Raw genomic sequence first — 14,651 nt, 5'->3', positions numbered from 1 at the left:
AACAGCCCAAGATATTTATTTTTTTGTATGGACATTTAGGGCTGCTTTCTCTTCATTAGTCTGTTACCAATTGCCGAATTTGCTGGATATGCCGTCGCCTGCAAAAGCATACCTGTACAAAAATGGTATTATTCCTCTCCTATTTCTTTTTTCTGATTTAGTAAATATGGATAATTTATTATATTTCATCCGTTCATACTCCGTTCACATTCCTCTTTTATTCTGTGTCATATACAAAACAGAGGGAGGAATGAAGGTGGAACCAATTATTCAAGTCGAGCAATTAACAAAAAAATACAAAAGAGCGAAAGAGCCTTCCGTAAATGGAATCAGTTTTTCTGTGGATCCTGGTGAGTTCTTCGCTTTTTTAGGTCCTAATGGTGCTGGCAAAACAACGACTATTTCTATCCTGACAACAACCCTTTCAAAAACAAGCGGTGTTGTTAAAATTGCTGGTGCTGATTTAGAAACGGATGCAAGAAAAGTCCGGCAGCAAATTGGCATACTTTTTCAAAATCCTAGCTTGGATTATGAACTAACAGCAGAAGAAAATATCCGCCTCCATGTGAGTATTTATGGGATACATCCATATAGACCGTTATATCGGATGATGCCAAATGCCTATAAAGAAAGAGTTGCAGAACTGGCAGAAATGGTTGGCTTGAAAGACCAGTTATTCAAAAAGCTAAAAACATTCTCTGGGGGTATGAAACGAAAGCTTGAGATAATCCGCAGTTTAATGCATAATCCAAAGATTTTGTTTCTTGATGAGCCAACACAGGGGCTTGATGCGGAAAGCCGCAGGTCATTATGGGAATACTTGCAGCATATCCGACAAAAGGAGAATATTACGATTTTCCTTACTACCCATTATTTAGAGGAAGCTGAAGGTGCAGATCGTGTCTGTATCATTAATAAAGGCAAAATCGCGTTAGCAGGAACGCCTGAAGAAATAAAAAACCATCTTCTCGTCAAAAAAACGATGAACTTGGACGCAGCCAACAGGAAACAGCTAATAGAGGAGCTTGCAACAAATTTCTGCGATTATAAAGAATGGGAGCATGGCGTTAAAGTCTATTATGATCAAAAAACACCACATAGCCTGTTGCAGCAAATCAAGACACCATTAACAAAACTGGAAATCAGAGTTCCTTCGCTTGAAGAGGCATATGTTGATTTAATAAAAATGCAGGAAGGTGACAAACAGTATGTCGGTAATTAGCAGAGAATTTAATGCTGTTGCAGCTATCATTGGCAGGGAGCTCATCCGGGTAATCCGAAATCCCGTATATATTGCGATAAGCATTATATTCCCAATTATCTTTATTGGCATTCTTGGCGGGAGCATGTCGCAAAATCTCGCCGGCAATGTAGGTTATAATTTTATGCAGTTCATGCTGATTGGCATGATTGTCAATTCCATGTTTCAATCATCCGTTAGCGGAATGAGCCAGCTTGTGGAAGAAAGAAGCTCTAACTTTACGCAAGAACTATTCGTTTCGCCCATTTCGAGATATTCGATTGTATTAGGGAAAATGATTGGGACAGCCTTTTCAAGCATGGTGATGTTAATTGGTATTATAGCAGTTGCATTAGTTCTGCAAATCCCGCTTGGTGGAATGTCGTTTGTTTGGCTCTTGCTGCTGTCCCCCCTCTTCAGTCTTGTCGGTGCTGCATTAGGAATTTTCTTTATCAGCTTTATCACTGACAGCAAAGTGGCCGATATTGGCTCCATGCTCATAACGATGCCACAAATGTTTTTATCCGGAGCATTAATACCTGTTAATCATTCAACAGGAATACTCGGTTTTTTGGCACATATTATGCCGATGACCTACTGTGTAGATTTAGCTAGAGCAGTTTTTTATTGGGGGGATCCCATTTATAATGAAATTGTGCTGTTTAATCCAGCACTCGACTTAATAGTCATTGTCTGCTTTATCCTGATTTTTTCTGTAATTGGTACAATCCTGTTTGCACGTTCAGAAAAAAATCGATAAGGTAAGATGACATATCCTATTTAAAAGGGAGTATACGAATGTTAACAAGAATAATGGTCGTAGATGATGACCCATATATAAGAGAATTATTAGAGGTGTTTCTAAGCAAGGAGGGCTGGGAAGTTCTCAGTGCTTCTGATGGCAAGAAAGCTTTAACACTCCTTGATACAGAAAAGGTTGATTTAGTGATTTTGGATATTATGATGCCAAATATGGATGGCTGGTCTGTTTGCAAGGAAATTCGCAAATATTATCCAGAGGAATTACCAATCCTTATGCTGACAGCAAAAGGAGAAACAGCTCAAAAAGTGAAGGGCTTTGAGCTAGGTACAGATGATTACTTAGTGAAGCCCTTTGATCCACCTGAGCTAACTGCAAGGGTTAAAACACTATTAAAACGTTATAAAATCGTCGCCTCACAAAAATTACAAATTGGTGAAGTTATCCTTGATCGTAAAACCTTTGAAGTTTGGATGGATAATAAATCCTGCACGCTGCCTTTAAAGGAATTTGAGCTTCTTTTTAAGCTGGCATCGCAGCCAGGCAAAACGTATTCACGTGATGAGCTGATTGAGGACATTTGGGGCTTTGATTATGAGGGGGATGAAAGAACAGTTGATGTTCATATTAAAAGATTAAGAGCAAGATTTTTAGAGGATAAACATCAATTCAAAATTAGCACGATACGAGGATTAGGCTATCGTCTGGAGTTAATATGAAGAAGTTGTGGAAAGCATTACTACATATCGGTGGTTTCGCTTTAATTTTCCTAATTATTATTCTTGCCTCCTTATTAGTCTTTTCCTTCACCTCCTGGTTATTTACTCATTATAGCTGGTCGATTTCTCTAGTGTGGAAACAAGTAATTAATACGTTGCTTGTTATTTTATCCGTCATGCTCGGAATTACTTGCATTAGCCGTATTAAGGGGGTCCAAAACAGACAGCGCAAGTTTTTCTCCCCTATGATTTATGCATTTGAACAGATGGCACAAGGGAATTTTAATATAGATTTGTCTTTTTACGGTCAACAAGTACAACGAAACCATCCCTATCACGGCATAATTGAGAGCATGCAGCATATGGCAACAGAATTAGGAGAAATGGAGCAAATGCGTCAGGAATTCATTTCAAATGTTTCCCATGAAATCCAGTCACCGCTTACCTCTATTATCGGCTTTGCTGAAGCATTAAATAATGAAGATTTAACAAAAAAGGAAAAAAATCATTATCTGCAAATTATAAAAACAGAAAGCTTGCGGCTCTCCAAGTTAAGTGAAAATCTCTTAAAGCTAACATCATTAGAATCAGAAAAAACGCCGTTTGAGCCTAAACAATATCGTCTTGACCGTCAGATTCGGCGGGTAATCCTTGCATGTGAACCACAATGGACCGCAAAATGCATTGATACTCAAATTGAATTAGAAAATATCTCGATTCATGCAGATGAGGATTTACTAGAGCAGGTATGGATAAATCTTATTCATAACAGTATTAAATTCACCCCTGAAAATGGGAATATAATAGTAACGCTGCTGAAGGAAAATGACAGTGCGATTGTAACGATTAAAGATACTGGTATCGGTATGACAGAAGCTGTTCAAGCGAGAATTTTCGAACGCTTCTATAAAGCAGACATATCACGAAACAGACAAAACGGCGGCAGCGGATTAGGATTATCCATCACCAAAAAAATTCTCGAAATGCATAAAGGAAAAATAACCGTGAAAAGTGAAATAAATAAGGGAACTGCCTTCACAATCAAGCTTCCCTTACAATAAGCTTATATATACGAAACAAGGCACTTGACTTTTATCAAGTGCCTTTGCTTTATGCAGTTTTTTCTCTTTCTTTCAGTGATTTTCTTGACGAATACAGGCGCACACCCGTTAGTATGGCCCCGATAAAGCACAGAATGCTTGAGCCAATAAAGACGACATGCATACCTGCTAGGAAAATATCCGGTCTGTCTGGTATCAATGCTGTCACACGATAACCTGCCTGGATGCTCATAACAGAAAATAACGTGCTCGTCGCCACAGAAATACCAACAACCATTCCTAAATTTCTGACTAGAGAATTAATGCTTCCGGCAATTCCCAGCTGTTTACGGTCAACTGTCGACATTACTAATGAATTATTAGGAGATTGGAACAAGCCTGTGCTTATCCCAAGCAGCACGATTAAACATGATAATGTAATGATTGTGCTGCCTTCATGAAGAAATGTTAAGCCAATTTGTGCCACAATCATTAAGATTAATCCAACAAAGGTAATGATCTGTCCGCCAATCTTATCAGAAAGCGCTCCACTAATCGGTGCAATAATTGCCATTGCAATTGGAAACAGCATGAGGATATAGCCTGCATGAAGCGGCGATAATCCTAAAATGTCCTGAGTGTAAAATGGTGCCAGAATGTTGAAGCAAAAATTGGCGACAAATACTAAAAATCCACATAAAATACTAATCGAGAAAAGTGAATTTTTAAAAAGGGAAAATGAGAGCATTGGATTTTCTGCCTTCCGTTCTACAAGTATGAAGAAGACAAATAGAATAACCCCTAAAACAACAGACATCAGGATATAAATATTAGAATAGCCGTATTGCTGTCCTAACAACAGACTTGAAAACAGAAACAATACTGCCAAGGCAAACAAGATACTTCCTGAAACATCGATTTTCACTTTTGTTACTGTTGTATCTTTCGGCAGCAACTTCCAGGCAATTATGATGGCAATAATGCCAATCGGCACGTTCAGCCAGAATATGTATTCCCAGCCAAGGCTTGAAAGAATAATACCGCCAAGACTAGGTCCAGCAATACTTCCTAATGAAACAAATGTGCCAATTAATCCAAGCGCTTTTCCCCTTTCCTTTGGCGGAAAAACTTCTGTGACAATTCCTTGGTTGTTCGCCATCGTCATAGCAGCACCGATTGCCTGTACAACACGAGAAAGAATTAAAAGCATAAGAGAATCACTAAATCCGCACAAAAACGAACCTATGATGAAAATAATCGAACCAAGCTTGAAAATTTTAATTTTGCCAAAAATATCTCCTAGCTTTCCAAAGAACAATATCGCTGTACATATCATCATTAAATAACTGCTGACAATCCATTGAGATTGTGCGAGCGGCAATGCAAGCTCTTTTGAGACTGTTGGAAGAGCAACATTGACGATACTGCCGTCTAATGTCGACATAAACGTAAATAAGTTTAAAATAATTAAAATAGTCCAGCGTTTTTCATGACCATTAATGCCATGCTGACCATTTTTCAATACAACCACCTCAATCCATTAGTTGCGTACGCAACAAATTTATTGTAATGTAATCTATAAATAGAAGCAACATTAAAAACATTTAAGTGAGTTGAACAAATTTGAAGGAAGCTCCTTTAGGCAGACTGATTTCTGTCATCCATAGACAAAATCAAAAATATTTATTAAAGGCGTTCAAAAATTATAACATCGGCAATGGTGGACAATATGCCTTTTTAAAATGGATTATTCAAAGTCCTGGAATCAATCAGGATGAGCTTACATCTAAATTAAAATATGATAAAGCAACAACAGCCCGTTCTGTCAGCCAGCTCGAAAAGGCAGGTTATATTCGGAAAGAAACCTCTGAAAGCGATCGCAGAGCTAACGAGCTATTTCCAACAGAAAAAGCGATTCAAGTATATCCCCATATTCAATTTGTTTTAGATGAATTAAACAAAGAGCTTACGAAAAATCTGACAGACGATGAAAGAAAACAATTAATTTCGTTATTAAAAAAGATTGATAACGTATTATAATTGTTCCTATTCCCCTTCTCCATTATTGGATGGGGATTTTTTTATGTATTCATCTTTATTATGGTGCAAGAATGACAGCTTATGCAGAGTATAACTGAACACTCTTACTTGTTATATGGCCTCTCTCCATTCACGATAGCATGTTTGTCCTATCTATCATCGGGTAGAATATTAAAGATAAAATTGGCTAAAATATCATGTCATGAAATTTCTAAAAACCGAGGTGTAAATAATGGAACGCTTTGTAGAGCTGAATAAGAGTTTTATTGATGGTGTCTGGACGGAAGGGAAAACAGGCAGAACTTTTGAAGACAAAAATCCTTATGACCAGTCAACGATAACTGTTTTCAGTATTGCGACTGTCGATCAGCTTCATGGAGCTTTTTCATCCGCCAAAACAGCACAAAAGGAATGGGCGAAAACAACGCCCACAGAAAGGCTTGCTATATTGAAAAAGGCAAGTGAATTTTTAAAGAACAACAGAGAGGAAATTGTCGCCATTATTTCACAGGAAACAGGCGGCAGTAATATAAAAGCAAATGTGGAGCTTGACCTGACCCTTGCTTATTTGGATGCTTCCTTCGACCTTGTTGATAAAATTGACCAAAGCCGAGATATGTCAGAAAAGGATGGAAAGAAAAACTATGTGTACCGCCTGCCGCTAGGTGTTATTACATCCATCTCTCCATTTAACTTCCCAATGAACTTATCTATGCGAACAATTGCCCCTGCTTTAGCACTTGGCAATGCTGTTGTACATAAACCGGATTTGCAGACAGGGCTTGCCGGGGGTTCTATAATTGCGAGAGCATTTGAGGTTGCAGGACTTCCAAAAGGTGTGCTCCAAGTAATTCAATCAGACCTGCAGGAGCTTGGGGATGAAATGCTGACAAGCAAAGATTCTGGTCTTATTAGCTTTACTGGGTCCACACCTGTCGGCAAGCATATCGGCGAATTAGCAGGCAAAATGCTGAAGCGAGTGGCACTTGAGCTTGGGGGCAATAACCCATTCATTGTATTGGCAGATGCAGATGTAGACCGTGCTGTTGATGCAGCAATCTTTGGGAAATTCATCCACCAAGGACAAATATGCATGATTATTAATCGGATGATTATTCACAAGGATGTGTATGATGAATTTGTTGAAAAGTTCATCGCAAGGGTTAAGAGTGTACCATACGGAGACCCAAAGGATCCGAAAACAATCATTGGTCCTCTTATTAATGAAAGACAAGCAGATAAAGCCATGTCCTTCATTGAGGAAGCAAAAGCAGAAGGCTGTAAATTGGCCCTTGAAGGCAAAAGGATTGGAAATTTATTAACACCATTTGTGTTTGTTGATGTAGATAATAGAAGTAAGCTGGCACAAACGGAGTTATTTGCACCTATCTCGACAATTATTAAAGCAGATTCAGATGAGCATGCAATTGAACTCGCAAACGACACAGAATATGGATTAAGCTCTGCTATCTTCACAAATGATCTTGATAAGGGCCGAACACTTGGATTAGCAGTAGAAAGTGGCATGACACATATAAACGACCAGACTGTAAACGATAGTCCAACCGTTCCCTTTGGTGGAACTAAAGCAAGTGGTATGGGCCGATTCGGCAATGACTGGATTGTCGAAGAATTTACGATTACGAAATGGATTTCTGTGCAAACGAATTTCCGCAAGTACCCATTTTAAGCTATTACATGAATTAGGAGGAATTTAAAATGACAGTTAAATTGGCCATCGTTTATTACAGTTCAACAGGGACTAATTATCTGCTTGCACAGTGGGCTGCTGAAGGAGCAAAAGAAAGCGGCGCAGATGTTACCATTTATCGTGTAGAAGAAACAGTACCACAAAGCGTCATTGAAGGAAATCCAGCATGGAAAGCCCATGTGGAGGAAACAAAAGATATCCCAGTTATCACACCAGATGATATTGTTAACGCTGATGCAATCATTTTTAGTACACCGACTCGCTTTGGAAATGTGGCTGCCCAGATGAAGCAGTTTTTAGATACCACAGGCGGAATTTGGTTTAATGGCAAGACAGTTAATAAAGTGGTAAGTGCAATGACATCTGCTCAAAATCCACATGGCGGCCAAGAAGCAACGATTTTAAGCCTATATACAACCATGTACCACTGGGGTGCCATTGTTGTTACACCAGGATATACCGATCAATCCCTTTATGCTGCAGGCGGCAATCCATATGGAACAAGCGTTTCAGTTGACCAAAACAACGAAATCGTCGGCGATAAAGAAGTCTACAAAAAAGCCGTTCAGCATCAGGCAAAACGAGTTGTTACTGTTGCCGATTGGGTGAAAAAAGGCAATCAATAAACTAAAAGGGGCATTCTAAAATCGAATGCTCCTTTTATTATTTTCCATATGCCTCAAACTCTGCTAAACTTCGATGAAACACATTTACATCTATGAATTTTTCCTCGCCATTATATCCTTCGAGTCTTTCTTTATCCGTGTATTGCCAAAAGACCCAGTTTCGCCTGTCTGGAAGCGAAGGATCTGTGAAAACATCACGAATCCAAATGTCACTTTCTTTAAACCCATTTTTTATGTATAAATCATACGCCTTTTGTGTTGTGTATATAATGATTCTTTTTCCATAATGCTTATTAAGCATGTCAATCATTGTTCTTAGCTCTTTTTCTACGTCGCTTCGCACAGGGAGATTTTTTTCTTTATCGCCATAAAATTCGACATCAATAACAGGTGGAAGGGCATTTACTTCTTTAGGGACCGTGCGGATGAAATTTTCCGCTTGAGTTTTGCCGCTGCTGTCATAGCTGAAAAAGTGGTATGCACCAACCCTCAGCGCTGTTTTATGTGCTTCATCCCAATTGTATGCGAACCTCTCATCAACAAAAGAGCTCCCTTCTGTCGCTTTCAAAAAAGCAAATTTCATATTTTGATCCTCGATTTTCGACCAGTTGATTTCTCCTTGGTAAGCAGATACATCAATCCCTTTTACAGCATAATCATCTGCACGAAAGGCATTCGGTATCCAGATTCCTTGTCTCCATAAAAAGAAAAGCGTGAACGCACCAGCTAAAATTATTCCTAACAGCCATAAAACCCACGTTATATATGTGCTTTCTTTATTAGTTCCTCCCATGTTTTACCCCGCTGAAACTGAAAATCTCAGTTTGTCTTTTTAAGAAATATATTTTCATCAGCTTCCTCTCTTTCTTTCATTTAAGTATATACTTTTCACACTTTCTTGATTGTTTAAACCCAAAGTAAGCATTTTTAAATAGGAGCCCTAACGCTTAACTTTGCATAAGATAACATACGAACTTCATTCAATCCTTTATCCTCTGCTTTTTGCTAAGCCTTTCTTTATTTTTGATTCTATAAAGAGATGGAGAATCCTTCTTCGTCTATTATTAAGTTACGTTATCATTTTAAGCTTTACCAGAAGGAGGAGCTATAATCAGATTAGGTCAAAAGGTTATCTATAAAAGCAAAATTCATTTGTTCTTCTTCGACCATGGAAACGGACTTGCCGAAATACAAAATCCCCTGACAAAATCTATTATCCTCGCGAAATATGAAGACTTAATTATCAGATTGAAATAAATGGATGTGCTAAAACAGCAATACTAAAGATATTGTATCCGGCAAAGTTCCCCAATAAAAAAAGAGCCTGCAAGGAAGCCCTTTTGTATGTATAGTTAATATGCATATTGGTATAAACCATAATATAATGGGCCAACAAACACAATGAAAAATATAATTGTCACAGCGAGTGGAACTTCTTCCTCCGGATCCTCTCCGTAATAGTCGTTCAAAAAAATCCCATAGATAATTTCCCATGCCAATCCGCCAACAAACACTATCTTCCAAATAATTGGCATCCAAATTTTTGTGTCTGTTACAAACCCAAACAAACCTATCCATGTTATAACAGAAACAGCAAAGTCAATTTTTGATAGAGTCGTCTTGTACTTCCCTTTTATCAAAAAACCTAATGCTGCTGTACCAAGTAAACCTATGTATATAGTCCAAAAAATTGTTGCAAACATGCTGTTCCTCTTTCTCTAAAAAATAAACAATATTGATTGAATATTGATAATATCATATTTATATAGGAAGCAAAAGAATCGGCTATTAAAAAAACTAAAAAAACAAAACAAAAAAGCTGAACATTTTAGTGTCAGCTTTTTTATTGTATCGTTCGTCTTGCTAGTGCCAGTATGTCTATTCCTCTTACTTCACACCAATCCTTAACCTTTCCCACTAAAACAATTGGACATTTTTGCAAGTCATGAATAGATTTCACACCAAGCAGCAGAAAGATCGTCTGTAAATGCTGTTTCCACTCTTCTAATTCCTCTATCAGACCTTCTGTTCCGAATTCATGGAGAATCTTTAAAAATGGACCGGCGATACCTGCTGCATTTGCGCCTAACGACAAGCATTTTGCAGCATCAAGTGGGTTCCTAATGCCCCCCGAAGCCATAATTGTCAGACCCTCTGAAACTGACTTTGCCTCTAAAAGCGAAATAACCGCTGAATGGCCCCAATCCTTTAAATAAGAAAAGTCTTTTTTGCTTCTCCGTTCATTTTCAATATGAACAAAATTGGTACCGCCTCTTCCGCCTATATCTATATAATTAATTCCAATACCTTTTAATTGCTCGATTGTTTCCAGACTCATACCAAATCCTGTTTCTTTCACAATCAGCGGCACAGATAGTTTTGAAACTAGCTTTTCCAGCTTTGAGAGCATTCCACTGAAATCTCTTTCGCCTTCTGGCATGACGAGCTCCTGCGGTACATTAAGATGAACCTGTAATGCATCAGCCTCAAGCATGTCAATTGCTTTTCGAGCAAATTCTAGCGGTACATCTGCACCAACATTCGCAAAAATTAGACCGTTTGGATTGTTTGCACGAACAATCTTATATGAATTAGCAAGCTCGGCATTTCTTATGCCTGCATGCTGTGATCCAACTGCCATTGGTATCCCTGCTACATTTGCAGCTTTTGCAAGAGCAGCATTAATTACTTCCGATTTAGTGCTGCCGCCTGTCATCGCATTAATATATAATGGAAACTCCAACTCAAGAGGACCAATGCTTGTACTCAAATCAATATCCTGTATGGCCGCTTCAGGTAATGACCGATGAATAAAGGTCAACTCATCAAAGTCGGAGGTCAATGCGTGTTCTGATTGCAATGCTAACTCAATATGCTCTTCTTTTCGTTTTTGTCTTTTATTCTCACTCATATAAAGTCCTCATATCTTTTCTAACTTAATTTCAGTATACTACTGTTAATTTTTCCTAAATCACAAAACATATGCCTTCTATTAGTTGCTATAAGGCTTCTACATATCCGTATCATTAATGACCATTGCAGTTTGCCTTTTTCGTTGAATTTAAATTTATAGAGGCATGGGCTTAAGAATAGTTCGTTTCATTCTCTGCACCCAATCGCTTTCTGCGGGGAGGCATGGAGCCTCCTTTGCTTTTCTGGTATCCAGGAGCTGAAGTGAACTCCGCTCTATTCCACTAAGTTTTTTATGGTAGTATTACACCAAAAACACTATTAAAGACCAACCATTTCTTATTTTACGGTATATTAAGTGTAATAGCATTTTTTTAAGAAAGGTGGTAGTCGTTTAATGATTTATGGTGAACAAATATATATCAGATCTTTTAAGGCAATTGATGCAGCAGCACTGCTCCAGTTTCAAATCAACAATAAAGATTTCTTTGAAAAATATGCAATGGAGCGAGCGTCAGACTATTATACTATAAACAAACAAATAGAACTGATTAATGACTGGAGCAATGCTTGGAAGGATGATACTCACTATCAGTTTGGTATTTTTTTAAAAGAAACAGAGCAGCTTGTCGGTACACTTAGTTTGTTTCAGGTGCTTAGAGGCTCACTGCAGAGTGCCTTTATTGGCTACTTTATAGATTTGTCACATAATGGCAAAGGTTATGGTACAGTTGCAGTCAAGCTTGCTGTCGATTACGCCTTTAATAGCCTCCATCTTCACCGTATCGAAGCAGGCGTAATGCCTCATAATATTGGTTCGATTAAAGTATTAGAGAAATCGGGCTTTCACAAAGAAGGGATAGCCCGGAAAAATGTCAAAATCCATGGTAAATGGGAGGATCATCAAGTCCTTGCCATTCTTAATCCACATGATTTATAGAAAAAAGAAGCAGACATGGAGGCATGTCTGCTTTATTTCTTGAACACTATAGGTTGATTAGTACGTACTATCTGAATGCCGTATTGATCTTCTGTTTTAGTTATGTCGATATCATCAGCATAATGCATGCCGTATATTGCTTGAAGCTCTATTTTGCCTGTATAGTAGGCAATGACATCCTCTATGTAAGAATGAACTGGTGTCTTTATAAATGATATATCATGGAAGAGAGCCTTCGTGTTTTCATCCATATGTGTATCAAATGCAGCCTCTTCATGCTTGCCGATATCGCTTGTATAGATAATATTGATATTTTCTTGTTTGTCATATAGCTTTAATCCCATTGACAGCATATTCTTTGCATGCAAATTATCTGTTGGCAAAAGCTCGACCTCATAATGACTTCCTAAATGAAAGCGATCCTTCACATAATGAACATGAAAATAATCGCTCAAGCTTAACCCATCTGTACATAAGCCACTTTCTAAAGTGTTGTTCAACCCTTTAGAAAGCTCTTCCCTTATCCAAAGATGCGGTTTATATTGATGCAGATACATACAGCGTTGGGCAAATTCCTCTAAGCCCCCAACATGGTCTGCATGCAAATGGGTTATAACGATATCTGTTATATCTGGATAATTATATCCAGCAGCAGGAAGGCTGGAGCGCAAAGTTGTCCCTGCATCGACTAGTAGCCTTCTGTCCCCAAGCTCCATAATATAGTTGTTATGATAATACTTTGTGAAGGCACCGCCTGTACCTAACGGATTTACTGTAATCATATGTCTTCCCTCCATCTTTTACGTTTATTTTCTTTTAGTGTAGCTTAATGTTGGTAATTAGCAAAGTATATGTAAAAAATCGAGGGTTCTTTTTTCTTCAAAAAAAGAACCCTCCATATACACAGCGAGTATTTACTGTATATATAGAAGGGTTCATTCTATCTATTGTTCACTATCTTCTTCCAAATTCATAGCCACCCACGCAGACTGATCTGCAAAATAGCGGGACCAGCTTGCAATGCCTGCCAAATCATAATCTTCTACAAGCTTGGCACGCTTGGATAAGGATAATTCATCCTCAAGCCAAATTCTATAGGTTGATTTTGATTTAGAATCATAGTACTCACCATAGTTTTGGCCGCTTTCTTCATCATAGGTTGGTTTCACCTTATATTTATCAAGCCATTCCTGTACTTTTTCCATAGAGAGGCTTTCAGATGATATGTCGCCATTTTCTTTTTCCTCCCAAAGCCTTGCATATAGTGGAACACCTAAAACAAGCTTTTCATTTGGCACTTGCTCCAGCAATGTTTTTAAGTTTTCTTCCACCCATGGCAAGCTTGCAACACTGCCTGCTGTTGGTGATGTTGCCCAATGCTCATCATATGCCATGACAACTAAATAGTCGACAATCTCTGAAAGATGGTCTCTTTCAAAAAAGGCAGAATAGTTTCCACCGGCAATGAAGGTGATGTCCATAGATACTGTTAAGCCTGCTTCATGGAAGTAAGGCGTTGCTTCTCTTACGAACTGAGTAACATATTCGCCGTCTTCTTCATTCACATTTTCAATATCAATATTGATGCCGTCAAGATTGTACATTTCACTGTACACAAGAAGCTGCCTGATTACTTTTTGTCTAGTCTCGAAGTTTTTAAAAACATCATGCGTCTTTTCTGGGTCAAAGTCATTGGAGAATAGTCCCCATACTTGATAGCCCTGTTTATGAGCCCATTTTACATATTCCGCAGAGCCGAGATTGCTGACATTTCCTTTGTTGCCAGACAGCTTAAACCATGTCGGTGAAACTACATTAACCCCATCCATCTTAGGTATGTCTGCAGTGTCTGGATTCTTAGAGTAAACAGCTTCCCATGTTAGATTAACTGGACCGTCTATTTTTTTTAGAGCAGGTGTTTTTTCTTCTACATTCGCTTTAACAGTTATCGTATCTCCTGTTGTAAAAAGGTCTTTTTTAATATAACCGGCAACACCATTGTTCTTGCGGACAAAATAATAGTCGCCCTCTTCCTTCTCGATTGTGACAGCTTCTTTTTGCTCGATTTCACCAGTATAAGCAGAAAAAAGCGTCGGTTCTGTACGCAGTCTCGCAAAATCATCTCTCACTTGCTTGGAGCTGAAAGTTGCTGCCGTTTTTTCCGTGCCGTCCTTTTCCAATAAAACTGCATTTGTGTCAGCACCTAGTTGTGTAAATTGATACGGATAAAACTCGATTAACGGTTCGACTGCCACATATACCTCGCCATTCTCATCCTTTATCGGGGAAAATTGCAGATCCACTGTTTCATCATTTACAAAATAGGAAACAGATTCTGATGGAAACTGAATCACTTTATCCTTAGTTGTCGCAATTACTGAATTGCTTTGTGAATCATAAGTGATGCTTTCATCTATATTTTCCTGCCAGAAGCTTAATGGCAAGTAAACAGTCTCATTGACCGTTATTGCATTACCAGCCTGTTTACCATCCAATATAATCGGGTTCTCCCCTTTAAAGTATTCTGCAGTCTTAGAGCTTGCAAATGGATAGAATATAAAGAAGACGCTTGTCACTACCAATAGAACAGCCAATGCTAGTCCAAGCAAAACTTTATACTTGTTTGGCCTTTTTGGCGCTTGAAAAGTTATTTCTGCCATTACCT

14 protein-coding genes are annotated in these 14,651 nt (G+C 38.3%); 8 read left to right on the top strand and 6 right to left on the bottom strand.

Annotated elements, in window-relative coordinates; genetic code table 11:
• Positions 1-256 precede the first annotated feature (256 nt).
• Genes NQZ71_RS11650 through NQZ71_RS11635 form a run of 4 tightly spaced genes read left to right on the top strand, consistent with a single transcriptional unit; the run spans position 257 to position 3,780 of the window.
• Positions 257-1,222, top strand: coding sequence for an ABC transporter ATP-binding protein (locus NQZ71_RS11650; protein WP_317010660.1), 966 nt, complete (start codon positions 257-259; stop codon positions 1,220-1,222).
• Entirely contained in the window at positions 1,209-2,000 is a 792-nt protein-coding gene (locus NQZ71_RS11645) for an ABC transporter permease (protein ID WP_260053892.1), read from the top strand. Before NQZ71_RS11650 ends, NQZ71_RS11645 begins: the two co-directional genes overlap by 14 nt.
• A gap of 38 nt (positions 2,001-2,038) precedes the next feature.
• Positions 2,039-2,719, top strand: coding sequence for a response regulator transcription factor (locus tag NQZ71_RS11640; RefSeq protein ID WP_144455756.1), 681 nt, complete (start codon positions 2,039-2,041; stop codon positions 2,717-2,719).
• Positions 2,716-3,780, top strand: coding sequence for a sensor histidine kinase (locus tag NQZ71_RS11635; protein WP_317010659.1), 1,065 nt, complete (start codon positions 2,716-2,718; stop codon positions 3,778-3,780). The genes NQZ71_RS11640 and NQZ71_RS11635 overlap by 4 nt, the downstream gene beginning before the upstream one ends.
• A 49-nt stretch (positions 3,781-3,829) precedes the next feature.
• Here the strand turns inward: NQZ71_RS11635 and NQZ71_RS11630 are convergent, their stop codons facing one another.
• The gene (locus NQZ71_RS11630) at positions 3,830-5,281 is read right to left on the bottom strand and encodes an MFS transporter (RefSeq protein WP_260053894.1); all 1,452 of its coding nucleotides are present in this window, start codon (positions 5,279-5,281) and stop codon (positions 3,830-3,832) included.
• A gap of 101 nt (positions 5,282-5,382) precedes the next feature.
• Between NQZ71_RS11630 and NQZ71_RS11625 the strand changes: the two genes are divergently transcribed.
• The 3 genes from NQZ71_RS11625 to wrbA all read left to right on the top strand — a co-directional run bounded on the left by NQZ71_RS11625 (position 5,383) and on the right by wrbA (position 8,136).
• Positions 5,383-5,799, top strand: coding sequence for a MarR family winged helix-turn-helix transcriptional regulator (locus tag NQZ71_RS11625; RefSeq protein WP_317010658.1), 417 nt, complete (start codon positions 5,383-5,385; stop codon positions 5,797-5,799).
• A 232-nt stretch (positions 5,800-6,031) separates the two neighbouring features.
• Positions 6,032-7,489 (top strand): aldehyde dehydrogenase family protein, encoded by a 1,458-nt coding sequence (locus NQZ71_RS11620; protein ID WP_275007641.1) that lies wholly within the window; start codon positions 6,032-6,034, stop codon positions 7,487-7,489.
• A gap of 29 nt (positions 7,490-7,518) precedes the next feature.
• Complete coding sequence (gene wrbA / locus NQZ71_RS11615) at positions 7,519-8,136, top strand: NAD(P)H:quinone oxidoreductase (RefSeq protein WP_317010657.1); 618 nt, start codon at positions 7,519-7,521, stop codon at positions 8,134-8,136.
• A gap of 37 nt (positions 8,137-8,173) precedes the next feature.
• Here the strand turns inward: wrbA and NQZ71_RS11610 are convergent, their stop codons facing one another.
• The 3 genes from NQZ71_RS11610 to fni form a co-directional block, all read right to left on the bottom strand.
• Complete coding sequence (locus tag NQZ71_RS11610; protein WP_275007643.1) at positions 8,174-8,929, bottom strand: glycoside hydrolase family 25 protein; 756 nt, start codon at positions 8,927-8,929, stop codon at positions 8,174-8,176.
• 559 nt (positions 8,930-9,488) lie between these two features.
• Positions 9,489-9,839, bottom strand: a complete 351-nt coding sequence (locus NQZ71_RS11605) for a hypothetical protein (protein ID WP_144455746.1) — start codon at positions 9,837-9,839, stop codon at positions 9,489-9,491.
• Between the two features lie 140 nt (positions 9,840-9,979).
• A complete protein-coding gene (fni, locus tag NQZ71_RS11600) occupies positions 9,980-11,047 on the bottom strand; it encodes a type 2 isopentenyl-diphosphate Delta-isomerase (protein WP_317010655.1) in 1,068 nt (355 codons plus the stop codon).
• A 396-nt stretch (positions 11,048-11,443) separates the two neighbouring features.
• Between fni and NQZ71_RS11595 the strand changes: the two genes are divergently transcribed.
• Positions 11,444-11,986 (top strand): GNAT family N-acetyltransferase, encoded by a 543-nt coding sequence (locus NQZ71_RS11595; protein ID WP_317010654.1) that lies wholly within the window; start codon positions 11,444-11,446, stop codon positions 11,984-11,986.
• Between the two features lie 32 nt (positions 11,987-12,018).
• Here NQZ71_RS11595 and NQZ71_RS11590 read toward each other — a convergent pair whose 3' ends face one another.
• Both NQZ71_RS11590 and NQZ71_RS11585 read right to left on the bottom strand, forming a co-directional pair.
• Entirely contained in the window at positions 12,019-12,768 is a 750-nt protein-coding gene (locus NQZ71_RS11590; protein ID WP_317010653.1) for an MBL fold metallo-hydrolase, read from the bottom strand.
• A 162-nt stretch (positions 12,769-12,930) separates the two neighbouring features.
• Positions 12,931-14,646, bottom strand: a complete 1,716-nt coding sequence (locus tag NQZ71_RS11585; protein ID WP_317010652.1) for a glycosyl hydrolase family 18 protein — start codon at positions 14,644-14,646, stop codon at positions 12,931-12,933.
• Positions 14,647-14,651: the final 5 nt, after the last annotated feature.

Source organism: Niallia taxi, from assembly GCF_032818155.1.
GTDB lineage: Bacteria > Bacillota > Bacilli > Bacillales > Cytobacillaceae > Niallia > Niallia taxi_A.
The sequence above is the reverse complement of the archived record's forward strand: the minus strand, read 5'-3'. Positions and strand labels throughout refer to the sequence as shown.